At 57.1% G+C, this 22,736-nt stretch carries 22 protein-coding genes and 1 riboswitch; of the genes, 9 read left to right on the top strand and 13 right to left on the bottom strand.

Annotation, left to right across the window (positions count from 1 at the left end; all coding sequences use genetic code 11):
- Positions 1-94: 94 nt before the first annotated feature.
- The gene (locus BLQ12_RS00505) at positions 95-496 is read left to right on the top strand and encodes a Rieske (2Fe-2S) protein (protein ID WP_175469397.1); all 402 of its coding nucleotides are present in this window, start codon (positions 95-97) and stop codon (positions 494-496) included.
- A gap of 29 nt (positions 497-525) precedes the next feature.
- Positions 526-1,374, top strand: coding sequence for an alpha/beta fold hydrolase (locus tag BLQ12_RS00500; protein WP_092207190.1), 849 nt, complete (start codon positions 526-528; stop codon positions 1,372-1,374).
- A 42-nt stretch (positions 1,375-1,416) separates the two neighbouring features.
- On the opposite strand, the gene BLQ12_RS00495 is transcribed toward BLQ12_RS00500, so the two are convergent.
- The 4 genes from BLQ12_RS00495 to BLQ12_RS00480 form a co-directional block, all read right to left on the bottom strand.
- A complete protein-coding gene (locus tag BLQ12_RS00495) occupies positions 1,417-2,433 on the bottom strand; it encodes a GlxA family transcriptional regulator (protein WP_092207188.1) in 1,017 nt (338 codons plus the stop codon).
- A 247-nt stretch (positions 2,434-2,680) separates the two neighbouring features.
- Complete coding sequence (locus tag BLQ12_RS00490) at positions 2,681-3,766, bottom strand: 4Fe-4S binding protein (RefSeq protein ID WP_092207186.1); 1,086 nt, start codon at positions 3,764-3,766, stop codon at positions 2,681-2,683.
- A gap of 174 nt (positions 3,767-3,940) precedes the next feature.
- Complete coding sequence (locus BLQ12_RS00485; protein ID WP_092207184.1) at positions 3,941-4,960, bottom strand: DUF3187 family protein; 1,020 nt, start codon at positions 4,958-4,960, stop codon at positions 3,941-3,943.
- A 368-nt stretch (positions 4,961-5,328) separates the two neighbouring features.
- Positions 5,329-5,865: an outer membrane beta-barrel protein gene (locus tag BLQ12_RS00480; RefSeq protein WP_092207182.1), complete on the bottom strand. Its 537-nt coding sequence runs from the start codon at positions 5,863-5,865 to the stop codon at positions 5,329-5,331.
- A gap of 936 nt (positions 5,866-6,801) precedes the next feature.
- Here BLQ12_RS00480 and BLQ12_RS00475 point away from each other — a divergent pair.
- On the top strand, positions 6,802-7,338 hold the full coding sequence (locus BLQ12_RS00475; RefSeq protein ID WP_092207180.1) for an outer membrane beta-barrel protein: 537 nt from the start codon (positions 6,802-6,804) through the stop codon (positions 7,336-7,338).
- 43 nt (positions 7,339-7,381) lie between these two features.
- Here the strand turns inward: BLQ12_RS00475 and BLQ12_RS00470 are convergent, their stop codons facing one another.
- Positions 7,382-8,203 carry a HesA/MoeB/ThiF family protein gene (locus tag BLQ12_RS00470; protein WP_092207178.1) on the bottom strand — a complete coding sequence of 274 codons (822 nt, stop codon included), beginning with the start codon at positions 8,201-8,203 and terminating at the stop codon, positions 7,382-7,384.
- Positions 8,204-8,428: 225 nt separating this feature from the next.
- Complete coding sequence (locus BLQ12_RS00465; RefSeq protein WP_092207176.1) at positions 8,429-9,163, bottom strand: alpha/beta hydrolase family protein; 735 nt, start codon at positions 9,161-9,163, stop codon at positions 8,429-8,431.
- Between the two features lie 434 nt (positions 9,164-9,597).
- On the opposite strand from BLQ12_RS00465, the gene BLQ12_RS00460 reads away from it, so the two are divergent.
- The 4 genes from BLQ12_RS00460 to BLQ12_RS00445 all read left to right on the top strand — a co-directional run bounded on the left by BLQ12_RS00460 (position 9,598) and on the right by BLQ12_RS00445 (position 14,615).
- Positions 9,598-11,616, top strand: a complete 2,019-nt coding sequence (locus BLQ12_RS00460) for an LTA synthase family protein (protein WP_092207174.1) — start codon at positions 9,598-9,600, stop codon at positions 11,614-11,616.
- The gene (locus tag BLQ12_RS00455; RefSeq protein ID WP_092207172.1) at positions 11,604-12,317 is read left to right on the top strand and encodes a phosphatase PAP2 family protein; all 714 of its coding nucleotides are present in this window, start codon (positions 11,604-11,606) and stop codon (positions 12,315-12,317) included. Before BLQ12_RS00460 ends, BLQ12_RS00455 begins: the two co-directional genes overlap by 13 nt.
- 210 nt (positions 12,318-12,527) lie before the next feature.
- A complete protein-coding gene (locus tag BLQ12_RS00450) occupies positions 12,528-13,265 on the top strand; it encodes a response regulator (RefSeq protein WP_217640212.1) in 738 nt (245 codons plus the stop codon).
- A gap of 36 nt (positions 13,266-13,301) precedes the next feature.
- Positions 13,302-14,615, top strand: a complete 1,314-nt coding sequence (locus BLQ12_RS00445) for an ATP-binding protein (RefSeq protein ID WP_092207168.1) — start codon at positions 13,302-13,304, stop codon at positions 14,613-14,615.
- Positions 14,616-14,631: 16 nt separating this feature from the next.
- Here BLQ12_RS00445 and BLQ12_RS00440 read toward each other — a convergent pair whose 3' ends face one another.
- The 3 genes from BLQ12_RS00440 to BLQ12_RS27630 all read right to left on the bottom strand — a co-directional run bounded on the left by BLQ12_RS00440 (position 14,632) and on the right by BLQ12_RS27630 (position 16,348).
- On the bottom strand, positions 14,632-15,471 hold the full coding sequence (locus BLQ12_RS00440) for a pirin family protein (protein WP_092207166.1): 840 nt from the start codon (positions 15,469-15,471) through the stop codon (positions 14,632-14,634).
- A 229-nt stretch (positions 15,472-15,700) separates the two neighbouring features.
- On the bottom strand, positions 15,701-16,087 hold the full coding sequence (locus BLQ12_RS27635) for a redoxin domain-containing protein (RefSeq protein WP_226860233.1): 387 nt from the start codon (positions 16,085-16,087) through the stop codon (positions 15,701-15,703).
- A gap of 12 nt (positions 16,088-16,099) precedes the next feature.
- Positions 16,100-16,348: a thioredoxin domain-containing protein gene (locus tag BLQ12_RS27630; protein WP_217640211.1), complete on the bottom strand. Its 249-nt coding sequence runs from the start codon at positions 16,346-16,348 to the stop codon at positions 16,100-16,102.
- A 780-nt stretch (positions 16,349-17,128) separates the two neighbouring features.
- Here BLQ12_RS27630 and BLQ12_RS00430 point away from each other — a divergent pair.
- Positions 17,129-17,911 (top strand): glycosyltransferase family 9 protein, encoded by a 783-nt coding sequence (locus BLQ12_RS00430; RefSeq protein ID WP_217640210.1) that lies wholly within the window; start codon positions 17,129-17,131, stop codon positions 17,909-17,911.
- A 185-nt stretch (positions 17,912-18,096) separates the two neighbouring features.
- Here BLQ12_RS00430 and BLQ12_RS00425 read toward each other — a convergent pair whose 3' ends face one another.
- Entirely contained in the window at positions 18,097-18,726 is a 630-nt protein-coding gene (locus tag BLQ12_RS00425) for a PEP-CTERM sorting domain-containing protein (RefSeq protein WP_092207160.1), read from the bottom strand.
- A gap of 22 nt (positions 18,727-18,748) precedes the next feature.
- Positions 18,749-18,825, bottom strand: a riboswitch (cyclic di-GMP riboswitch).
- Positions 18,826-19,204: 379 nt separating this feature from the next.
- Positions 19,205-19,642 (bottom strand): Lrp/AsnC family transcriptional regulator, encoded by a 438-nt coding sequence (locus BLQ12_RS00420; protein ID WP_092207158.1) that lies wholly within the window; start codon positions 19,640-19,642, stop codon positions 19,205-19,207.
- Positions 19,643-19,832: 190 nt separating this feature from the next.
- On the opposite strand from BLQ12_RS00420, the gene BLQ12_RS00415 reads away from it, so the two are divergent.
- On the top strand, positions 19,833-20,483 hold the full coding sequence (locus tag BLQ12_RS00415) for a LysE family translocator (protein WP_092207156.1): 651 nt from the start codon (positions 19,833-19,835) through the stop codon (positions 20,481-20,483).
- A 363-nt stretch (positions 20,484-20,846) separates the two neighbouring features.
- On the opposite strand, the gene BLQ12_RS26800 is transcribed toward BLQ12_RS00415, so the two are convergent.
- Both BLQ12_RS26800 and BLQ12_RS00410 read right to left on the bottom strand, forming a co-directional pair.
- Positions 20,847-21,350, bottom strand: coding sequence for a hypothetical protein (locus BLQ12_RS26800; RefSeq protein WP_139163786.1), 504 nt, complete (start codon positions 21,348-21,350; stop codon positions 20,847-20,849).
- A 319-nt stretch (positions 21,351-21,669) separates the two neighbouring features.
- Positions 21,670-22,221, bottom strand: coding sequence for a recombinase family protein (locus tag BLQ12_RS00410; protein WP_092207154.1), 552 nt, complete (start codon positions 22,219-22,221; stop codon positions 21,670-21,672).
- Between the last annotated feature and the right edge of the window lie 515 nt (positions 22,222-22,736).

The following is a 22,736-nucleotide window of genomic DNA, read 5'->3' as shown; positions in this document are numbered from 1 at the left end:
GATTGCGTAAAAAACAAAACATACAACAAACGATGCCTCCGGCGGCAAGGTGAGCCACCTTGAAAGCTTGTTGCAACAGATGAAAGGAGCGACCATGGGATTGATAAAGAAGCTTTTCGGGATTTGTGAGACCAAGGCCCCGGCAGACCACCTGTCCTGGCGGGTTGAAGGAGAACGGATTCTTTTGGATTTATCACGGCTTCCTGAACTGCGGGATGAGGGCGGTGCCGTGTGTCTGGAAGGGAAAGATCTTCAGACGCGGGTCTTTGTGATCCGTGGGAAGAAAGACGCGTTTCATGCCCTCGAAAACCGATGTACGCACATGGGGCGACGGCTCGACCCCGGCAAAAAACCGGGGCAGGTCAGCTGTTGCAGTGTGTCCGGTTCTGCCTTTGATCTTTCCGGCAATCCCGTGGCCGGTGCGGCCAAACGCGGGGTGAAGAGCTACGGGGTGGTGAGGGAGGGGGAACAGCTTGTTGTCTCCATGACCCCATGAAAAAAGGTGTCAGCCCATGGAAGGCCCAAATGAGATTACCCGAAAACGCAACGTGGAAGCACCATGGCGGAAGCGGGTTGACTGCCCATTTTTATGGCGCCAACGGGTTTCCAGCCGGCGTCTATTCGCCCCTTGTCACCCGGCTGGCGGATCAGATGAACCTGTTCTCTCTGGACCTGCGCCCGTCGTGGCCGGACATCGGCAAGCCGCCTGCATCCCGGGACTGGACCCTGTATGCCGATGACCTGATCGCCTTTCTGGAGAATACGGTGGAGGCTCCGGTGATTGGCATCGGCCACTCCATGGGCGCCACCTGCACGATTCTGGCTGCGGCCAAGCGGCCGGACCTGTTCAAGGCGCTTGTCCTCATCGAGCCGGCCATGCTCTCAAGACCCCTGGCGTTTCTTGCGGGCATCCTTCCCAAGGCCGCCATGAATCTGACCCAGCCCGCAAAAGGGACCTTGAAGAAGACGGACGCCTGGGAAAGTCGGGGGGCCTATCTGGCCCATTGCCGGAGGATGCGGATGTTCAGCCGCCTGGGGGAAGATGCCTTTGAGGCCATGGCGGCCCACGGTGTCAGGGAGACCGGGGATGGTCGGGTGGAACTGGTGTTTCCGAAAGTCTGGGAGGCCCACAATTATACCCAGCCGCCCAATGTGATGGGGACACTTCATGGGATCAAGCTGCCGTGCGTTGCCCTTCGTGCCAGGCCATCGGTTTTCTTTACAGAGGCCCTGTGGCAGGAGTGGCAGCGCCTGAGCCCGGAGACCGTGTTCATGGAAGATCTGTCGGCCGGTCACCTGCTGCCCCTGGAAGACCCGGAAGGGTGCTGCGGGTTGATTTCATCCGGCATTGCAACGTTACGTCACCTGCTTTGACCGGACCGTCGGTGTCTGGGCCCACCTTTCTCCTGCCTTTTTTTACGTCATGGCACATTCACTTCGGGATCGATTCGGCAATCTGGTGAATCGGTCCCGGTACTCTTTGGGGGAGAGCCCCGTGCTTTTTTTGAAGAGTTTGCGAAAGGAGTTGGTGTCCTCATACCCCACCTGCCGCGTGATGGCATCAATGGGCTCTGAGGTTTTTTCCAGGGTCTGTTTGGCGGCTTCGATGCGGACGCGTTGAAGGTACGCAAGGGGCGTGTCCCCGGTGGCGTTTTTAAACCGTCGGACAAAGTGACGTGGGCTGATGGCCAGCTCCGAGGCCATGGCCTCAATGGAGAGGGGGCCGGGGTAGTGAGCTTCCATGAGGCCCTGGGCCTTCAGCACCGTGGGGTCTGAGTGGGCTTTGTAATACTCGAAGATAAAAAAGGGGGATTGGCTTGACCGGTTCGACTCCAGCAGCAGCCCTTTGGCGCAGGTGGCGGAGAGCTCTTCCGACCCGAAGGTTTTGATGAGGTAGAGGCACAGGTCCATGTAGGCGGAGGTGGCCCCGGTGCAGAGCAAGCGGTCGTCCTCGGTGAGGAGGCGCTCCGGCTTGAGGTGTACCCGGGGGTAGCGTTTTTTGAAATGCCGCGCAAAGACCCAGTTGGTGGTGGCCTCTTTTCCGTCGAGGAGGCCGGTTTCCGCCAGGAGAAACGAGCCCGTGCAGGTGGCGGCGATCATGGCACCCCGGCCATACCAGGCTCGGATCCAGGCGATCAGTTGTTCAGGCAGGCTCTGGAGGAAGGCCATGGGAGCGATAAAACCGGGGATGAGGATGAGGTCGGTGGCGGTCACATCGCCCATGGACCGGTGCGGCTCTATGGTGATTCGATTGTCTCCCTGCACGGTTTTCCCGTCCAGGGAGACGATGTCCCAGTGAAAAAGCGGGTGGTTTTTCTCGTCCTCTCCCCCGATGAGGGCCTGCCATCGGTTGGCGATGGACAGGGCATCGATGGTTCCGGTGATGCAGGAGGTCGCGCAGCCTGGGTAGGCAAGCAGGGTGATGTGTGCCATGGGGGATCCTTTGGGTGACGGGGCGTTTATCGCCTGATCGGTGGCATTCTGGACGTTTTGGGGGCGGGCTGTCAAGGGCACGGCATCCCGTGGCAGGGCCAACGCACTTAGATTTGGCCTCCGGTGGCCCTGCCGGGGGGCAAGTTTTTGAAAAGTTTTTGCGGAGCTTTTCTCAAAAAGCGACCCGCCGGAGGCAACTCACAGTTAAATGCGTTTACCCTGCATCCCCTGGCCTGGGCGCTCCTGATCAGGTGTTCATGTCGATAAAGGCCTCAAGGCGCCCCTTTTCCATAAGGACCTGGCTCCCCAGCTGTGAACCGGTTTCGGGGACCGGCGGGGTCATTGCCCGTTTTATCATGGAGATCGCCTCTGCGGGACAGGTGGAGACGCACAGGCCGCAACCGATGCATTGGGCTTCATCGATGGCTGCCGCGTCTCCGGTGGTGTCGATGGCATCGAGCATGCATCGCTCATCGGCACAGATTCCGCAGCCCGTGCACTCGGTTTCGTCCACCCGGGCGAACCATTGGGATGTGGATACGGGGTAGGGGGCGTTGAGCTTGGTCCGGCAGGTGAGGATGGTGCAGCAGCATCCGCAGCAGTTGCAGATGAGGTTCAGGCGGTCCTGGCTGTTGTTGGTGGTGTGCACGAGGCCGGCCTCTTCTGCCCGGAGCAGGGTAGCATGGGCTTCTTCCCGCGTGATCTCCCGGGCGTGTTTCCGGTCGATGAGAAAGCGGGCCATGCCGTCGAAGAGCAGGCAGACATCGGTGGGTTTGTCGCAGGCATCCTCGCCTTTGGATACCCGGCAGGCGCATTCGGCCAGGGCAAAGGTGTGGTTGTTCTCCATCATGCGGGTAATGACCTCATAGGGAAGGACCTCGTCGTTCCCGGACACCGTCTCTTCCACGGGCAGGACGCGCATCAGGGGCGTCGGGCTTGAGGCGAACTCCATGCCCTGGTTTTCCACGTGGTAGGTTTCCCACAGGTGACCTAAGCGATCATGCATGGGGGTGCCCCCGCCGCCCATGAAGGGAAACTCAAAAAGGCCGGGAATCGCCGGGAGCAGGCAGTAGCCCATGTCCCCTTTCTTCTCACGGCTGAAAATCACCCCCTTGTCTGCCATGGCTTCACAGGTGTCCCGAACCGTTTGCATGGAGAGGCCTGTTTTTTCGGCAATCCGGTCCACGGGCTGGGGGAGAAAGGTGAGCGACAGCGCCAGTTTTGCTTCATCGGGGGTGAACAAAATGCGCAGGATCTCATCAAACGCCTCTGAAGGCGGTGCACCCACAGGGTTCGTGGCCAGCCGTTGCCGTAGTTTTTCGTAGATGTCCATGGTGTCTCCTTTGACATGTCTTGCCCTGGTGTGTGGTGCCACTGGGGTGGCAGGCGTTTACCTGCTCCATTTCAGGATGAATGATACGCAAAGGCGTCGCCGTTGTGGAAGGGGCAGAATTGACAAATAAGAGGTTGAATCGGACTTTCCGGCCACAATGGCAGCCTGCAGGGGCTACAGGCTCATGAACCAACCGAGGTGAATGCCGAAATCCGGGCTGTTGTCCATGGTGATGATGTTTTCGATAAACGAGAGATTCAAGCCCGTGCGGGGGCTCACCTTGTACTTCAGCCCGAGGTGAACTTCGTGGGAGGCCTCCTTCAACCCTTCGATCTCCTCCACCACCGAGGAAGAGTGGAGGTATTGGGCCACGGCGGTGAGTTTGGGTGTGGCGCTCCAGGCGAGGGCAAACAGGCCGGTGACCTGGTAGTTTTTCAGGTTGATGACCTCTTTTTTTGTCTCATCCTGGCTGCCGTAGATGGTGTACCCGAGGACGCCGTAGGCGTGTAGCCTGGGGACCACCTGCTTTGCGAATCCCAGCCCTGCGCCCATGTCCACCTCGTCTCCGTTTGAGATAAAGTCGGCTTTTTCAAAGGCGTATCGGGTCACGCCGTAGATGTTGACGGCCGGGAGTATGGGGTGGTCCTGAATCACGGTGTAGTTTACCAGGAGGCTGATTCCCTGGTTGTTGAGGTCCCCGGGGGATCTTTCTTCCACCACGGCCCTTGTGTCAGGATCAAAGAAGGTGATGGCCGCACGGCCTTTGCTGTAATCGTCCCGGCCGTTCTGGTCGATTCCCGCCAAATCGTGAAACCCTTGGATAAACCCGTCCATCTCCCCGCCGAAGTAGCTCCGTTTGTCCATGACTACCGAGATTCCCAAGCGGTCGCTTATGCCGTAGCTGAAGCCCAGGGTGGTATCCAGCATTTCATAATCTAGGAGGTAACTCGACTCTTCGGCCCACACGTTGGTCCAGGTGGCCTGGGAGAAGACCTGAAAGCCGCGGGGGATATCTCCGGGTACGAGCAGGGGCAGGGTCAGACGGAAGCTCTGGCCGATGGACTGGGAGCGCACGTTGAGGATTCCCGGTCCGTGGTCGGGGCCGGCGAGGACCTCATCGGCGCGGACGACCTGTGCGGTCAAGGTCAGGAGAACAAAGATAAGGGTGGAGAGACAGGAGAACATGGCTTTCATGGAGGTGGCCTTTCAAGGGGCGTTTTCATCGGCATTGCACTGCGCGTTGCCTTTTCGAGTTGTCGATGGTTACGCCCGGATGAAAGACAAGGGGCCGCAAGCCCTCGTGCCGTTTGCGCAATATGCATCGGTCACATGGGGGGGGCCGTGGCGTCTTTTGTGGGATCGGGCAATGTTTGGAAAATCAGGAATGTATTTAACATATGAAATATACAGGCACAAGGGTTCCCCTCCACGACAGCCTTTTTTTCTCAGCTCGTCGTTATCAAGTTAACAGGGCAGGTTCTGGTCCCCCTTGGGGTGCATGGCGCACCCCGGGAAGGGATATTTCAGGGGACCAGGGGACCGTTTTTTTGTGGCCCGTAAACCTAAAACGCGCAGAATATGGAGAAGGTCAAGTCGTAGAGGACGACTTCATCCGTATCCCCGAAGCCGCGGTTGAAACCGGCGCCCATGGTGACTCCCAGGTTGGGGATGAACGCGTGATCAATGCCGACCCCGAACCGTCCGATGCCACCGCTGCGGGTGTCGTCGTCCCCTGCCGGGGAGTCCTCCGCCTCAATCTCCATCACGCCGGCCCCAAAGGCGATAAAGCCCCTGGTTTTGCCGCTGAAGGAGGAAAGGTACCGCCCGCCCAGGGTCACCAGGGATATGGAGGCATCGCCGGAGGTGAGATCGTTTTTCATGTCAAAATGGTCGCTCGATGCCCCGTAGAGCTCAATCTCCCATGCAGGCGCCACCTGGTACCCCAGGGTGACATGGCCACCAATGCCCGATTCCTGGGTCGAGGGGTCAAAGAGCATGGTGGGGCCTGCAGAAATCCTGAATGAAGGCCCGTTTTCTGCCAGGGCCACTGACCCCAGCATCACCAGAATGGCTGCGGATAAAAGGGTGATTCGTTTCATGAGCCGTATCCTTAGAAGGTTGGTTTTGACGGGTGCCCGTAACACAAGGGCCGCGGTACGTGACATCTCTCGGTCCTTGCCATGGATGTTTCTCAGGTGCGTGGGGAGCGCCGAGGGCGTGGGAACGAGGGCAGGGTGACTGGGGGAAGGGGCGACAGCGCATAAACGGGAAGCGAACCGTCAGTGGGAGGTCTGTTCTGTAACCGCCTGCATGCCATATGACAACGGATGGGACGTATTACATTGATTCAATGGTTCATGATACTACGCGTGCGACCCGGCTCGCAACTCCAAACCATCATTTGCAGTAGATCTCTTCCTGAAATTTGGCCACGCCGTCGAGACGTGTGGTTTCCCTCGCTGTTGTCCGTGGAGATGCCCTCGGCAGGGGAGGGGCCTTTTTTACCGATACGCTTTGCTTTTCTAAGAAAGATGTGTGCGCATGCCGTGTTTCCTCACAGGATACGGGGTGTGTGTACAATGTCCTGTACGCTGTTCTTTGTAGCAGCACAGCGTATTGTTATTGCAGTTGATTGTGGCGTGTTGTATGAATGCACCGCTTGATTTTCAGGAGTTCATTGTTAGCTTAAATGCAGTTGAAGGATTTCTTTTTTTTACCTGTGCTCAGCAGCCATGGCATACCGGGTTTCAGCGGGGCCGGAGCCTAAGGGCTGCAGTGCATGGCAGGAGAGATGAAAACGTGGAGACGCACTCTTTTTCGGACTCGATATATGCCTGGATCGATCATCCCCCGTGATGGGATGGCGCCCGGTTCACCCGGTGGTGAGGGCATGGCCCGGCAAGACTTCCGATTGGCATGATAGGACCCCGCATGGGCGGGAATCGATGTACCCCTGGCGCGTGTGGCGCAAGGGACGAACAAACAGACAGAAAACCCCTTTTAACAGGGATTTGAATAGGTAAGGACAGACCACCATGAAACGAATGATCATCGCAGTGACAGCCATCCTCGTGCTGCTGGGCCAGACCGCCTTTGCAGGTGAGGGCAACACCTTCCGTCTTTCCGCAGGCCCCAGCCTGTTTTACGACTCCGTCAACCAGGATGCCGGTGCCGGGGGGTACCTGACCCTGGGGTACCGTGTGGCCCCTTCCGTGGAGCTGGAAGTCTACGGGGCAACGAGCAATCACTTTGAAGTGGACAACGACCTCACCCGCGGGGACGCATCCGTCTCCATGGTCACCTTCGGTGCGCGGTACCTCTCCTCCATGGGGGACAAGAGCATCGGATACATTTCCGCAGGGGTTGGGGTCCTTGAGCTGGAGGCCGACGACGTGCCTGCCGGCACCGACGATTCACGTTCAGGTGGGGTTGCCCGGTTTGGCGTCGGGGTGGATTTTCCCCTTACCCCTCACCTCGGGGTGACCTGCGGGGCCGGTTTCAACCGGGGGTTCGGGTCCACGGACGAGATTATCCTCTTTGATTTGACCACCGCCCTTTTCTGCACCTTTTGATTCAGGCTTTTTTGATTCATCCCGGCGGTAAGAACGGGGAGGGTCAGAAATGAAACACCTCGGTGCGCATCTCCATGAGGTCCATGTGCACCATGGGGGTCTCTGCAGGGGAGACCTTGCCTAGGAGCACCCCCACGATCTGGGAGCACTGAAGACCGGCCGCCACAGCAGGGGTGACGGCCGGGGTGCCGAGGGTGGCCTCGGCAGTGGTCTCGGCCTCTGCTCCGAAGAGCTCGCCGAAGGAGGGCCCCTCGGGCCAGAGCACCATGACCCGGGCTTCAAAACCGGAGATGGCGGCATGGACCATGGGGACCTTCAAAGCGCGGGCCAGCTCCGAGAGCCTGGCCCGGTCACCTAAGCTGTCCAGACCATCGGCCACGAGGTCCACGCCGGTGAGATGCGGCCGGGCCTTGTCCCCGGTGACGTCCAGCCTGTGGGCCGTCACCGATACGGATGGGTTGACGGCAGACAGCGCCGCCCGGGCCGTCTCCGCCTTGCCTGCGCCCAGGGTGTCGCTGGAAGCGAACACCTGGCGGTTCAGGTTGCTCGCCTCGTACACATCGGGATCAAACAGCCGCAAACCTCCCACCCCCATGCGGGCCAGGAACTGGGCAATGTACCCCCCAAGCCCGCCGCACCCGGCCACGGCCACCACCTTCCCCAAGAGCTGCCTTTGCTCGTCAGACGAAAAACTCCCCGCGTTTCGCACATACCGTTCGGGCCAGATGCCCATCTCAAGGGCCGCGTTGTAAATGTCCGTAAGAATCAGCCCCGCCCCACCGGCAATCCGTTCGGTCTCCGTCTCGGAAAGCATGTCATGCCCGTGCTCGTTGGGTCGCGCCGCCTGCCGAATCTGTCTGTTCATTATGTCCTGCCTTTTATGGTTCCAGTCGGTTCAAAAAGCAGCCTCCGGCGGCAAGGTGTGCCACCTTGAAAGCAGGTTGCGGATGCGTTTTGCCCCTCGTTCCTCGGGTCAAATCATATCCGCCTTTAAAACAAAATCCATTCAAGGCATTTTTCTGAGACCTATTTGTTCAACTTTTTAAAAGTTTAGCCCCCGGCAGGGCCGCCGGAGGCATTTCTTTGTTGTTTAGCTTTCCAGAAGCGCTGTTTTCAGCCAGGCGGTGGCGCGGGTGAAGAAGCGGGCCTGGTGGTCGGCGTCGCTCATGCGGTGGTCGCCGCCGTGGTTGATGATGAGGTCTTTGGGGGGTCCGGTCTCAGCCATGATCTTGTGGGCGTTGCCGATGGGGACGATTTCGTCGTTGTCCCCGTGGACCACGAGGATGTGGTGGATGCCGGAGAGCCCGGGGGTGATGTCAAATCCCATGTTCTCCTGGTAGTAGGAAAGGGGGACGTCGTGGAGTTCTTTCTGGGCGGCGATGGCCGCTTCGGTGATCCCGGTGCCGTCCACGGGGGCGGCCAGGCTCACCATGCCCTTTATGGGAAAGCCCCGGTCCATGAGGAGCTGCCAGGAAGCCAGGCAGGTGGCGCCGCCCATGCTGCTGCCGAAAAGGGCCAGGCCGTTATCGGCAAGGCCCATGTCCCGGAGGAGCCCGGATGCTGCCAGGAGGTCGTCCACGCGGGTGGCAAGGGTGGTGTCGAGGAATCGCCCTTCGCTGTCCCCGCAGCCCCGGTGATCCAGCCTCAGGTAGGCGGCGCCGAAGGCGTTGCAGCGCGCAGCCAGGGTGAGCTGCTTCCCTGAGTCCTTGGTGGAGAGCAGACCGTGGGAGCCGATGACAACGGGTGGGTTTGTTGCCTCGGGCATGTGGAGGACGGCTTTGAGGTGGAGCCCCGAGACGGGGATGGTGATCTCTTTTTGTGTCATGGTGGCGGCCTTTCAACGGTCCTTGCTGCGCAAGGGGGTGACGGTGAACGTGATTCTGCTTCGTGAATGTAGCGTGTGGGGTGTCTGATTTCAAGGGGCAGCGTCCCTTGTGTACATTTTGCTACAAACAGGGAACCACCTGCCAAAAGGGGGCGTTGGCGGCCCCGTGTTCCCTTTGTTCCCATTGCCTTCGCACAGCTTGCAACAGACCGTTACACTTCCCCAACAGACAAAAGGATGGCGATTCGGCATGGTGTCCCTGCAGCGAACACACCCGAAAGATTCGGGTTGAATCTCCGCTCCAAAGGAGCCCACCTGCTCAGGCAGCCGCGCGTTTGTGGTGCCTGACCGACTGAAGGCGGCAGGGGGCTCTTTGGAGACGGGGGATCACATCGCTTTTTTCCCTTAACACCTTCCTTAGCATAGGCAAAAAAATGACCGATTATCCTTGTGTCCCGAATCAGTCTCAGCGCCACGATTCCGGCTTGTTTCGGCGGTTTCGTGAGGGGTTTCGTTCTTTGTTCATCGACCGTTTTTCCCTGCTCGGCCTCTTTGTCGGGGTCTACCTCGGGGTCAACGCCATCACCCGAACCCTTCTCATGATCCTGTCCGCCTCCCAGGTGGATTTCGGGTTGACGCAGGTGGGAGCCATCTACGGGGTAGGCCTTTTTTTTGACGGCATCACCGCCTTTTATTTTATCATCCCCGTTGTCCTCTACTTTATCCTGGTCCCGGACCGGGTGTTCCGGCATCGGTTTCACCTGCCCGTGGTTCACCTCTTTTTCTTTGTCGGCGTGTATGTCCTCTGCTACGGGGTGGTGGCCGAGTGGCTCTTCTGGGATGAGTTCGGCAAGCGGTTTAACTTCATTGCCGTGGATTATCTGGTGTACACCACCGAGGTGATCGGCAACATCATGGAGTCCTATCCGGTCTACCCCCTTCTGGCGGGTCTTCTCGTGCCCTCGAGCCTCATCTATTTTTTTTGCGCCCGGAGCCGGGTTTTCAGGGATGCCCTGACGGCGCCTTGCCATTTAAAGCACCGTGCGGCCACCGGCTTCATGTGCCTCATGATCCCGGTGGTCTGCTTTCTGGGGGTGGACAGTTCGCGGGTGCGTGTCTCTGACAATGCGTTTAACAACGAGCTTGCCAAAAACGGGCTGTACGAGCTTTTTGCGGCCTTTCGGAACAACGACCTCGATTACGCCACCTTTTACGATGGGCGTGACACCACCGCAATGCTGACCCGCCTGCGGGAGATGGTGGCAACGGACAACTCTGAGTTTATAAGCGAGTCACCCGAGGATATCACCCGCAGGGTGGTCAACCCCGGCGACGAAAAACGCCTCAACATCATGCTCGTGACCATCGAGAGCATGAGCGCTGAGTACATGGGCATCTTCGGAAACGGCTCGGGGCTGACCCCCAACCTCGACAGGCTGGCGCAAGGGGGGCTCTTTTTCGATAACTTCTATGCCACGGGCACCCGGTCGGTGCGTGGGCTGGAGGCCCTGACCCTGTCCACGGTTCCCACGGCGGGTCGCAGCATCGTGAAGCGCCCCGGTAACGAGGGCATGTTTTCCCTGGGCTACCTCTTCAAGGAGAGGGGCTACGACACCAAGTGGGTCTACGGCGGTTACGGCTATTTTGACAACATGAACTATTACTACGGCAACAACGGGTTCTCCGTGGTGGACAGGACCGATATGTCCGCAGGCGAGAAAACCTTTGCCAACATCTGGGGGGTCTGCGACGGGGATCTTTTCAACCGCTCCCTCAAAGAGGCCGATGCCTCCTGGGCTGCAGGCAAGCCCTTTATGAACTTTGTCTTTACCACCTCCAACCACCGTCCCTACACCTACCCGGAGGGCAAGATCGACATCCCGGTCAAGACGGGACGCGCCGGCGGGGTGAAGTACACCGATTATGCCGTGGGTGAGTTTATGAAGGCGGCCCGGGAGAAGCCCTGGTTCGACGACACCCTCTTTGTCTTTGTGGCGGATCATTGCGGCAGCAGCGCCGGGAAGACCAGCCTTCCCCTTCGCAAGTATGAAATCCCCCTGATCCTGTACAGCCCTAAAACCATCGAGCCTGCGCGTATCAGCAAGCTCTGCTCCCAGATCGACGTGGCCCCGACCCTTCTTGCCCTTTTGAACTGGGATTATGACAGCAAGTTCCTTGGCAGGAACATCCTCACCATGAAACCTGATGAGGAGCGCGCCTTTGTGGGAACCTATCAGAAGCTGGGGTACCTGAAAGGGGATCGCCTCACGGTGCTCCTGCCCAAAGGGGGCAGCGAGACCTATGTGTACGACCGGGTGACCAAAAAGCAGGTTCGGACGGGCGTTCGGGACGCCGACCTGACCGACGCCATCAGTTACTACCAGTCTGCTTCCTGGCTTTACAAGAACGGCATGACGCGGCGCATCAAAGGGGAACCGGGATGGGGTGCGTAAAACGGTGCGCCCTTGGCGTGGCAGTGCTTGGGGCTGTTATGGCCCTTTTTGAGATGACCGACCTGGACCTTTGGGTCCAGGACCGCCTGTTCAATGTCGAGACCGGCCTTTGGCTGGTGGACCGCGACGCCCCGGTCCCGCGTCTTCTCTTTTACACGGGGATCAAGGGGGCGATCATCGCCTTTGGCGTGGCCCTGCTGGTGGCATACGGTCTCTCCTTCAGGAAAAAGGGCGGTGGGGGATCGGGGGTGTTTTTTTCGAGGCAGCGATGCCTGATGATGATCCTGGCCCTTTCTGTGGTGCCCCTGACCATTGCCAGCTTAAAAGATGTGACCAACATCTACTGCCCCTCGCAGATTGAGCGTTACGGCGGGGACCGGCCCTATGTGAAGCTTTTCGAACCGTACCCGGTGGCCTGCGGGAGCTGCGATTCCGGTCGCTGTTTTCCCGCGGGCCACGCCTCCGGGGGATTTGCCCTCATGGTCCTGACCCATGTGTTTCGAAAAAAACGACACAAGATGGCCGGGCTGGTCACCGGCCTTGCCCTGGGGTGGGTGATGGGGGGCTACCAGATGATGAAGGGGGCCCATTTCCTCAGCCACACCGTCGTGACGATGGTGGCCGCCTGGATCCTCATTGATTGCCTTGTGGCGGTGGCGAGAAAAGTACACCCGGAAGGGCGGCTCGCTGTGGTAATTTAAGGGGCAGGCTGGTCGGATCTTCGGACGGCAAGGCGCGTCACCATGGTTATCCTTTTTTATAAAAGGGCTTCTGGTTTATGGCGGACGGGGATACCCTTGACGTGACCCCTGTGAAGTGATGGTGTAAAGCGGTGCGGGGTGGGACTGACACGCAATGGATGTGTGTATCGAATACAAAAGGGGCTGTTTTATGATCTCAAGGAGGTGGATGTGAGTACATCGGGGGCCAAAGAGGTGCTGCTTGTGGAGGACGATCTTCCTCTGGCGGGTTTGATCAGTGAGTACCTTGGGCAGAACGGCTATCACGTGACCCAGGTGCATGCCGGTGACGAGGCGGTGCCCGTTATCGTTTCGTCGCGACCGGATCTGGTCATCCTTGACCTGATGCTTCCCGGACTGGACGGCCTGTCCGTCTGCCGAGAGGTGAGGCCCCTTTATCCCGGGCCTATTTTGATGCTGACGGCCCGGGAAGACGACATGGACCAGGTGGCGGGCCTTGAGATGGGGGCCGATGACTATGTGAAGAAGCCGGTGGAACCCCGGGTGCTGCTGGCACGGATCCGGGCCCTTTTCAGGCGCTACGAAGGGACCGCCCCCACAGCCGGGGCAAAGGGCGACACAAGGGACCTCCATTTTGGTGCGCTGGAGATCAGGATGACCACGCGATCCGTGAGTTTTTGCGGTGAAGAGGTGAAACTCTCCACCACGGAGTTTGACACCCTCCGGGTCCTGGCCTCCCATGCCGGAGATATCCTCAGCCGGGATGATCTGAGCCGTGAACTCAAAGGGCGGGAGTACGACGGGATCGATCGCTCCATCGACATCTGTATTTCACGGCTGAGGCGGAAGCTGGAAGAGAACCCCGAGACACCCGAACGCATCAAAACGGTGTGGGGCAGCGGCTACCTTTTCGTGACGGACGCCTGGGAGGCGACGAACCATGGCTGATGACGACACCTGCCCGTGTAGCGGAGGCCCTCGCCCGTGAAACGCATCTTTTTTACCATTTATGTGCTCATCACCTGCTCGGTGCTCTTCATCGCCCTGGGGGTGGTCCCCATTGTGGATCACCTGATGCAGGGAATCGAGCTCGAAGAGGAACGGTCCGAGTTCCGGGGCATTTTTTCTCTCATCATCGGGGACCTCACCTCCATGCCCGAGAGCGCCTGGCAGGGGTACCTGGACGGGCTTAACCGCTCCTTTGATTACCCCATCACCGTGGAGAGGAACAAGACGGTCCGGCTTCCGGAGGCATACCACCAGGCATACGCAGAGGGGCGCATCGTGTCGTCCAGCACGCAGGTGGAGGTGCTGGTCCAGAAAATTCCCGGCAGCGATTACAGCCTGTGCATAGGGCCTTTGCCGGAGCTGAAGAACATTGAGATCATCCAGTTTCTCATGGTGGTGATGGTCTTTGTGGTGCTTGCCATTCCGGTTTTTGTCTGGTCGCTTTTTCTCTGGCGGGACCTGTCCCGGATGGAGGAGGCTGCCCGGGCCTTCGGACGGGGAGATTTTACCTCACGGGCCAGGGCTTCCCGGTTTTCAAGCCTTGCGGATTTGAAGCTCACCTTTAACGGCATGGCTGAGCGCATCGAAAAACTGATCGCGTCCCACAAGGAGCTGACCAACGCGGTCTCCCATGAGTTGCGAACCCCCCTGTCCCGGATTCGGTTCGGCATGGAGATGGTTAAGACCGGAAAAACACAAGGGGAGCAGGAACGCTATTTTCAGGGAATTGAGCGGGATGTGGGGGAGATCGAGACCCTGGTGGAGGAGATGCTCTCCTACGCCCGGTTCGACCGGGATACCGGCCAGGTGGAGCCGGAAGCCCACGACATGATCGCCTGGCTTCGGTACCTCGTGGCCTGTGAGGAAGCAACCGATGGCGTCCGGCTTGAGCTGACGGCCCCGGAGGAGCCCCTTGAATTCTGGTTCGACCCCCAGTACATGGCCTGGGCCGTGAGAAACCTCATTCGTAATGCCATGGGGCACGCCGCTTCCCGGGTGCGTGTCTCGGTGGTGAACAATGACCGAATGGTGCGTATCCTGGTGGACGACGACGGCCCCGGGATTCCTGAGGTCAACCGCGTCCGCATCTTCGAGCCCTTTGCCCGCCTGGACAACAGCCGCAACAGAAAGTCCGGGGGCTACGGACTCGGGCTCTCCATCGTCAAGCGCATCGTTGTGGCCCACAAAGGCACCGTCACGGTGGACGATTCCCCCATGGGTGGTGCCCGCTTTACCCTTTCCTGGCCCGGGAATCGGCCCGTAGAGAGCAGGTTGGTACAATCGCTGTAAGGCAAACGCTGTGCCGTTATATTTTTACAAAGGTTCCGCTTTGGTACTCCAGAAAAGCCAGGTCCAGCTCCGCCTTGGTGTTCATGACGATGGGGCCTTTCCAGGCCACGGGTTCGCCGATGGGCTTTCCCGTGAAGAGAAGAAATCGAAACGGCCCCTCCGGGGCGCTCACCACAATGTCGGTGCCGGAGGTCAGGTGCGCGAGGTGGCGGGTCGGCACCTCGGTGTCTTCGATGCGCCCCGCGCCTTCGATGCCGTAGACAAGGGCCGTGTGGTCAGGCGGCGATGTGTGGCGGAAGCAGGCGCCTCCGGGAACGGTGCAGTCGATGTAGACCGGGGCCGTGACCACATCGGTGACCGGGCCTGAGGTGCCGGCCACGGTCCCTGCGATGACCTTGACGTGGCAGCCCTCGGCTGTTTGGGTTTCCGGGATCCTTGCCGCCGTGTATTCCTGGTACCTTGGCCGCATCATTTTGTAAGAGGCGGGCAGGTTGGTCCAGAGTTGGAACCCGTGAATGGCCCCGCTGGGGTCCCCCTGGGGCATCTCCTGGTGGATGATGCCGGACCCGGCCGTCATCCATTGCACGTCCCCGTCGGATATGGTGCCGCTGTTCCCCAGGCTGTCGCCATGCTCCACGTCCCCTTTGAGCACATAGGTGATGGTTTCGATGCCCCGATGGGGGTGCCAGGGGAACCCCTTTTTGTAGTCTTCCGGGTTGTCCGACCTGAAATCGTCCAACAGCAGGAACGGGTCAAACATGGGCGCTTCATGGAAGCCGAAGACCCGGTGAAGGTGTACCCCTGCCCCTTCGGTGACGGCCTCCCCCCTGAGCAGGGTCTCTACGCGTCGATTCATTCTTTCTCTCCAGTGGGGGCCAATGCGTTGGCCCCCGTTTTTGATGTGGCTGCCCCGCTCCTGTCGCCTCGGACAATCCGAGCAGTCGGGGATGACGACACCGAATGATGAAAGCCGTCTCCATCGCGACTCATCTCACCCCGAGGAACGAGGGGTGAGATGAGTCGCATCCTGGGGCCAAGGGGATCATTGCCTGGCCGCCGGAGGCATGCTTTTTCAGTCTCTTTGACTACTCATCCGGTGAGATGGCCGAGATAATCTCCCTGGGGTCGGGCCGTTTGGTGTAGTCCGGGTTGGCTTCGGCGCTGACGACCACCCCATGGGTGTCCAGGATAAACCGGGCCGGGACGGGTAGCTCCCATGCGTCGTCGCCGTTGAACCGGCTAAGGTCGATGCCGAAGTCCATGTAAATTGCCTTGAGCTGCGGGGGAAGCCGGTAGAGCAGCCCGAACTCTGAGGCAACCCTGTTCTGGGGATCGGAGAGGATAGGGAAGGTGATTCCGAGCTTTTTTGCCAGGGGCTTGGAAAATTTAGCCTGTTGGGGGGAGATGGCCACAAGGGAGGCACCCAGGGAGGCCATGGCCGGGACGATTTCCTGCAGAGCTTCCAGCTCCAGGTTGCAGTACGGTCACCAGGCCCCCCGGTAAAAGGTGACCACAAGGGGCCCCTTGGCCTGCAGTTTCCGGCTGTCTACGGGATTTCCCGATGCGTCTGTGAGCTCAAAGGCAGGGGCCGGTCTGCCGACGCTCGGGATGTGGTCCAGCAGATCGGAGGCCACCAGGTCCCGTGTGGCCTGGTGCATGATTTCAAGGGCTTCTTTGGGGGCGTTTGCCTCAAACTCTTGTTTCAGGCCGTGCAGTTTGTCCTGCAGTCTCATGGGCAACCTCGCTTTGTTTGAAAGATGGTGTGCCTCCCTTTGAAGGCGGAGACGCGGGAGACGAAGAGACAGGTGAGCAGAGAAAGGGCAAAGGGCTTGGCACGGGTTTCGGATGGTGATCGGCGTGGTGCGTCGGCTCTACAGCGAGAAACCGCGCTGCCGGTGTATTGTAATTAGGATGGTCAATGATACCACACCCGGGTGTCGGGACAAAGGCCGGGGCGATCAAATCTTGGCCCGTTCATGGAGACGACACCCCGGGACCATGCAGTGAGGTTGCCCCGGCACATGGCTTTCCCCCCCGGCCGGGCAAGGGGCCTCCATGCTTGTTTTTTCATGAACTTTTCAGTTGCAATTTTTAAGTTTGGGTTCAATTGGTCCTTGCTCTTTTTCTGTGGGTGTGTAGTCTTACTGTCTGCAATTATTCTTTTAGATCGTCGTTGTACGTAACGAAAAGCACAGGGGCATCCACTCCAAGCCCTCCTCGACATGTTATGATGAAAAACACAAGGGGATCGAATGAGAGTCAAGACAGTTCTTGTGATTCAGTGCGGTGCACTGGGAGATTTGATTTGTTCCACAAGCGTGATTGATGCCGTCGTACGTCAATTCGGCAAAGACACGCGCATTGATTTTGTGTGCAAGCCCGGGCCCGGGGGCTTGTTTGCTCTGGATCACCGTGTGAACAGAGTGTTTAACCTGAGCCACTGTAAATGGCCGGTCTGGCTTAGTCCGGGCAAGCGCAACATCGTCCGTTCCTCTATGGTGTCACCTTATGATGTGCTGATCAATTTTGGGGGCGGAAGCCAGTTCAAGGGGTTGGTTGAGAAGGTCTGCGCAAGGCAGAAAGTGGGTTTTTACGGCAGTGAGGACCATTTTCCCCAGGGGATGCATATGGTGGATGCCTTGAAGCGCATTTATGCCCGAGCTGTTGATGAGGAACATCTCTGGCAATCCTTCCCTTCCCTTGTGGGCACCCCTGTCGATGACGTGACAAACGCATACGGGCTGGAGGACAGATATATCGTTATCAGCCCCAGCAATTCCCATCACAACCAAAAAAAAATCAACCATCGTGCCTGGGACGACAGGCGGTGGTCGGAGTTGATCGAGGCGCTTAACCGGGATATTCAGGTTGTCGTTGTGGGGAGCCGTAATGAAGGGCGTTTTTTCGATGGGCTCAGGCCCTTTCCATCCGGCGTCGTGGACCTCGTGGGAAAAACATCCATCGCGGACCTGGTGGGGGTGATTGAGGGGGCCCGGGGACTCATTGCAACGGATACGGGAACGGCCCATATGGCTTCCGCCACAGGCACCGAGGTGTTTGCCCTCATCGGCCCCACGCCAGCCTGGGTAACCGGACCGTACCAGGGCCCGGCAAACAAGGTGCACATCATCTCATCCAATCTGCCCTGCAGCCCCTGTTACAAAACGGAGATCATGAAAAAATGCCGGGACAACCTTTGCATGAAAGGGATCTCGGCCTCCGACGTCTACACGAAAGTCGCCGCATCCTGTCTTGCCGGGGAAAGGCTCCAAGACAAAAAATCCGCAGCATCCTGAGATGCTGCGGATCGTGTTGTCCTGCTTAGCCCGGGTAGTTCACGGGTCGAGTGCATTGAACTTCAAGGCGCCGGAGCTGCAGATGAAGCGGTTTACCTCAACGCTCCGGCAACGAAGAAAATGGGGGCACTCGGCTCGCCCGGAGGGTGAGGACATCGGGCAGAAAACCGAAAACGGCATGGTGATTAATGCCTCAAGCTCTTTTTTCTGCGGACTCCAGCGATACCGCAAAGGCCTAAGCCCAGGAGGAGAACGGTTGACGGTTCGGGAACCGGGGCCCCCAGAGACGTATCGCCGCTCATGTCGTCAACCAACCACATGTTTCCGCTGTCATGAAGGACAACATAGTCGATAAAGGCCCCGGCAGTGGCATCGACCCTTAAAAAACCCATGGGGTCTCCACTGTTTTCACCTGCCACGGCGGTAACCATGGTGCCGTCTGTCAAATACGCATCAATGTAGAAACTGGACCTGGAACTGAAGCCGGTTTGAAACCAGGTGCCATTGTCGTTTTCAAAATCAACTTTAACGCCCCGGGCATCTGCGCTGCTGCCAGCCCACAACCACATATTGCCATTGTGATGAAATGGACCACTCCCGTAACCAAGATCATCGGATGTGGTATTATACCCTTTCCGACTGTCACCATACATCGGTGCATTACCCGAAAAATCTAAAAAACTGATCCCTTCGATTCCTTCCACCCTGGCTCCGTCGACCCCGTCCTCAAAGTCGATGGAAAAGGCCCACGCCCCGTTTATCCCGAGAAAAACCATAAGACCTGCCATGCACAACATTTTGAACAATTTTCGCATCGTTGCTGCTCCTTGGTTGGCTCAAGGCAACCCGGCTGTCTCCCCGTGAGACCCGTGGCTTTCCGTGCCTGTATCGCTACAGGTTTGGCTTTTACTTGATGTGTGATTCTAAAAGACTGCTTGGAAGGTTTGCTACGGTGAGACTGTTTGGTAGTATTTGTGTAGTAAGAAAGTGGGAGGATGTCAATTGTAAATTAGTATTCTTTTTATGGGTTGTTACGGGGGTTTTGTTAATCCTGGCTTGGGGCGCGAATGTCCTCTTTGTGACCGTTCGTTATCGCTTAAACAGGACGGCCCTTTTCCTGCATGGAGGTGTGCCCTGGCCGGTATCGCGTACTGAAAAATCGCTGCGAAGAGGTTTTTTGATCCCGTCCCGTGTTGTGTGTGGAGGGCTGAAAAATCATTCGTTGCAGATTTGGGAGAGGAAACGAGGTGGGCGGTTGCCAAGTACAGGGGTACTGGTTATAGATAGCCTTTGCTATGGCCCTTTTAATGTGGACATCACCATGAACGAATGGATCCGTTCCAGGCCCGGAATGGTGGCCAGGGTATCAAGGTGGAAGTCTTCATAGGCGTTGATATCTTTTACCGCCACCTTTGCGAAGAAATCGAACTGGCCAGCGAGGTGGTATATCTCCTTGACTTCGGGAGCCTCAGCCAGGGCTTTTTGGAATTCATGGAGTGCCTCACGGGTATGGCTTTCCAACGTCAATCCAACAATGATCACCAGGCCTTCAGAAAGGGCTTCCGGGTTGATCACTGCCTGGTAGCCGGTTATAACTCCTCTTTCTTCCAAACCCTTGACGCGTCTCTGGCAACTTGAAATTGAGAGCCCCACACGGTCCGCCAGCTCAGCATGAGTGACTTTTGCATTACGCCTGAGCTCATGCAAAATTTTCCTGTCAATTCTGTCCATAACGATATTAATACCTGATTTTTTAATGTGTGGGAATAATAATTAGTAAATATGCCCATAGTATTTGGGTTATAATCCCAACTTGAGGGACGTACGGAAGAGCATTCAGCCGTCTGTGGCAGGATTCCCGAGATGGGGCCATGTAACCCCATCTTTATTTCAGGTAGGATCGTATACAGGAGGAGGCACTATGAACATGGCATGTATTGAAACGTTGCCATATTTATCCGAACTTATTTCTGTCAGTGTTGTTGCCATGTTCATGGCCATAAGCCCTGGCGCAGATTTCGTCATGGTTACAAGAAACAGTATGTTTCACAGTCGTTCCGCGGGTATTTTCTCGGCTCTTGGGGTCGGGAGTGCTATTTGGATTCATGTGACGTATTCCATTGCCGGATTGGCCCTCATCATTTCACGATCCATTGTGTTGTTTTCCATCCTCAAGTACGTTGGCGCAGCCTATTTAATCTACATGGGTTGGAAGACGTTTACATCAAAAGAACTGATAGACATAGATGAGCCATCTGCCGGAAATGCATTGTCTAACGGGGCCGCCTTTAAAATCGGTTTTGTTACAAATGCCCTGAACCCCAAGACCACCATTTTTTTCCTGAGTATTTTTACACAGGTCGTTAATCCTGATACCCCGATATGGATGCAACTTGTTTACGGGCTGATCATCTCTTTGTCTCATGTGGCGTGGTTCACCGGCGTGGCGGTCTTTTTAAGCCACCCTATCTTGTTGCAACGGTTCCAAAACTCCAAGAGCGTGATCGAGAAAGTGGTTGGATGTGTTTTGATTGGGTTTGGTTGCAAGGTTGCTGCTGCAAGCCATGGTTGACGATGTGTAACTCTTCAAGTCAATCAAAATCAAAGGCGAATGTGATTTTCCCCGAGGAACGAGGGGGAAGCACATTCGCTACTTGCTTTCAAGGTGGCACACCTTGCCGCCGGAGGCATGTTTTTTACTGTTAGGGCACAATTTTAGCACAATGGAAGGCTCATGTTGAAATCCCAACAAACAAAAAAAGCCTTACGCTTTCGCATAAGGCTTTCGAAGTATTTTCTTATTGAATGGTACCGGAGGACGGAATCGAGTCAAGATGCCCGGTTCCCAAGGGGTCCGGCGGTTGAGCTCCCGCTGATGAACCAGTTAGTACCCCGGTTACGGACCCTCCGTCAAGGCCTGTGTTGAGCAATCTTTTTAAGCCAAATCGAATCTGTATCGCATAGCTTCCTGAACCATCTCTTCAGTGATACCCAATACTGCCCATGTTTGATGACGAGTTGAGGTAGGCCAGTCTCCACCGTTATCACCAAGACGAATAAAGTCCCCCCATCCGTATTTACCATGTGAACAATAGATAGGGTAAACCCGATAGCAACACTCCTGGGGGCCATCTATGCTTTTATCAATTCCCTCCCAAGGGTTACCCCACACAACGATTGACTCCCTTGGATCAACAGACATCTTCATGACCAAATTATCGACATATGTGTTTGTCGGCATGGCTGGTTTGTACTCAATAAGAGTCGGTTTGTCTGGGCGGGTCGATGATGCCACCAAAAAGTCCCACCTATGATTGCCGTGTTCTGGGGGATGGTATTTCCACTCAGCTCCTGATAGGTCCAACGTTCTTGCAAAGACAGCTTCTGACTTTGAGTCAAAGACAATCTCTCTATATTCAGTCGGTATGCTCTTTCTCATGTGTCAAATGCCTTTAAGTGGCGGTTATTATGATGAGTATCCGTTCGTTGAACAACTCGTGGACAAGTCAATACACACATGGATTCAATGTGAAAGTCAACCTGTAACACCTGATTTTTTCACCACAAAACTCTAAAGGGGCATCATTATGAGAGCCGACAAGTCTTCTCCCCCCGTATCCCGGCCAAGGGGTGGCCCCCACCCTCCGATCTCTCCTTAATAAAGGATCATCGTCGCCCCTGGGACGTCTCCCTCTGTGACCGGAGCAGGCCCAACACCACAGACTCACGGGACTACCTGTGGTGTTGGCGTGTTGCCCTCACCCGTTCAGAACATTATAAATGGTGGCCCGTGAGACTCCGTACTTCTTGGCAAGCTGCGTGGGGTTGAGTGCTTCTCTCTCACCCTTGATGGCCTGCTTCTGTTCATCCGTGAGGCTTGGCTTGCGTCCAAGATGCTTCCCGGCTTCCTTGGCGTTCTTGATGCCTTCAAGCTGCCGCTCCTTCCGTAGGTTCGTTTCAAACTCAGCAAAGACCCCAAGCATCTGAAGGAAGGCTTTACCGGCTGCTGTTGAGGTGTCGATGGCTTGGTCGAGGATCTCCAGTGCAGCGCCCTTGGTTTCCAACTCCTTGACGATGTTGGTTAGGTCATTCAGGTCACGAGCCAAGCGGTCGAGTTTCCAGACCACCAGCTTGTCACCCTCCTGTATCGACTTCAAAGCGCCCTCAAGCTGCACACGGCCTTTCCTTGTGGTGCCACTGGTCTTCTCTTCCCAAAAGATGGCGTCGGGATACTTTGCCTTGATGGCTGCATGCTGCATGTCGGTGGATTGGTCGAGGGTTGAAACTCTGGTGTAGGCGTAGACTCTCATGTGCGATGCTCCTTCCGGTGGCTGTTAGAAAATGTGTAATCATTGTCTTAGACCTTCTTGGAATGGCTGTCAACAACTCAAATACAGACCTTTATGACACGGGTTTGAAGGGTGTTAGGAAGGTATACCTTTTTGACAGTCACTAAGCAGAACGGATGGGGGCAGTGCCGGAGTGGTCGAGATGGTCAGCGACCGTGGGTCAGAGTATCTGTTTGTTTCGGAAGGAGAGCACCGGGAAGGGGCAGACACTGTGGGCACTCCTAAGATCTCCCTGATCATCCCACCCCCTTGCATTGCTTGGGGTGCCATTGTATATAAACTACTGATACAGCAGGCTTATTCTGCTGATCTGCAGAGGTATGCATGGGACAATATAGACGACTATCCGACAGTTTAGTCCAGTGGCACAACGACAAGGGGGAGCCTACAGGGGCCATCAAAATGCAGTTCCGACACCGAGGTAAGCGCATCTCTCGTACCACTGGGGAACGGGACCTTGAGCGTGCCAAAGTAGT

The organism is Desulfoluna spongiiphila (assembly GCF_900101345.1).
In the GTDB taxonomy this organism is placed as follows: Bacteria; Desulfobacterota; Desulfobacteria; order Desulfobacterales; family Desulfolunaceae; genus Desulfoluna; species Desulfoluna spongiiphila.
The sequence above is the reverse complement of the archived record's forward strand: the minus strand, read 5'-3'. Positions and strand labels throughout refer to the sequence as shown.

Coding starts and splice junctions, on each gene's coding strand:
- BLQ12_RS00505 (WP_175469397.1), top strand. CDS start 95: ATGGGATTGATAAAGAAGCTTTTCGGGATTTGTGAGACCAAGGCCCCG.
- BLQ12_RS00500 (WP_092207190.1), top strand. CDS start 526: ATGAGATTACCCGAAAACGCAACGTGGAAGCACCATGGCGGAAGCGGG.
- BLQ12_RS00495 (WP_092207188.1), bottom strand. CDS start 2,433: ATGGCACACATCACCCTGCTTGCCTACCCAGGCTGCGCGACCTCCTGC.
- BLQ12_RS00490 (WP_092207186.1), bottom strand. CDS start 3,766: ATGGACATCTACGAAAAACTACGGCAACGGCTGGCCACGAACCCTGTG.
- BLQ12_RS00485 (WP_092207184.1), bottom strand. CDS start 4,960: ATGAAAGCCATGTTCTCCTGTCTCTCCACCCTTATCTTTGTTCTCCTG.
- BLQ12_RS00480 (WP_092207182.1), bottom strand. CDS start 5,865: ATGAAACGAATCACCCTTTTATCCGCAGCCATTCTGGTGATGCTGGGG.
- BLQ12_RS00475 (WP_092207180.1), top strand. CDS start 6,802: ATGAAACGAATGATCATCGCAGTGACAGCCATCCTCGTGCTGCTGGGC.
- BLQ12_RS00470 (WP_092207178.1), bottom strand. CDS start 8,203: ATGAACAGACAGATTCGGCAGGCGGCGCGACCCAACGAGCACGGGCAT.
- BLQ12_RS00465 (WP_092207176.1), bottom strand. CDS start 9,163: ATGACACAAAAAGAGATCACCATCCCCGTCTCGGGGCTCCACCTCAAA.
- BLQ12_RS00460 (WP_092207174.1), top strand. CDS start 9,598: ATGACCGATTATCCTTGTGTCCCGAATCAGTCTCAGCGCCACGATTCC.
- BLQ12_RS00455 (WP_092207172.1), top strand. CDS start 11,604: ATGGGGTGCGTAAAACGGTGCGCCCTTGGCGTGGCAGTGCTTGGGGCT.
- BLQ12_RS00440 (WP_092207166.1), bottom strand. CDS start 15,471: ATGAATCGACGCGTAGAGACCCTGCTCAGGGGGGAGGCCGTCACCGAA.
- BLQ12_RS27630 (WP_217640211.1), bottom strand. CDS start 16,348: ATGAGACTGCAGGACAAACTGCACGGCCTGAAACAAGAGTTTGAGGCA.
- BLQ12_RS00425 (WP_092207160.1), bottom strand. CDS start 18,726: ATGCGAAAATTGTTCAAAATGTTGTGCATGGCAGGTCTTATGGTTTTT.
- BLQ12_RS00420 (WP_092207158.1), bottom strand. CDS start 19,642: ATGGACAGAATTGACAGGAAAATTTTGCATGAGCTCAGGCGTAATGCA.
- BLQ12_RS00415 (WP_092207156.1), top strand. CDS start 19,833: ATGAACATGGCATGTATTGAAACGTTGCCATATTTATCCGAACTTATT.
- BLQ12_RS26800 (WP_139163786.1), bottom strand. CDS start 21,350: ATGAGAAAGAGCATACCGACTGAATATAGAGAGATTGTCTTTGACTCA.
- BLQ12_RS00410 (WP_092207154.1), bottom strand. CDS start 22,221: ATGAGAGTCTACGCCTACACCAGAGTTTCAACCCTCGACCAATCCACC.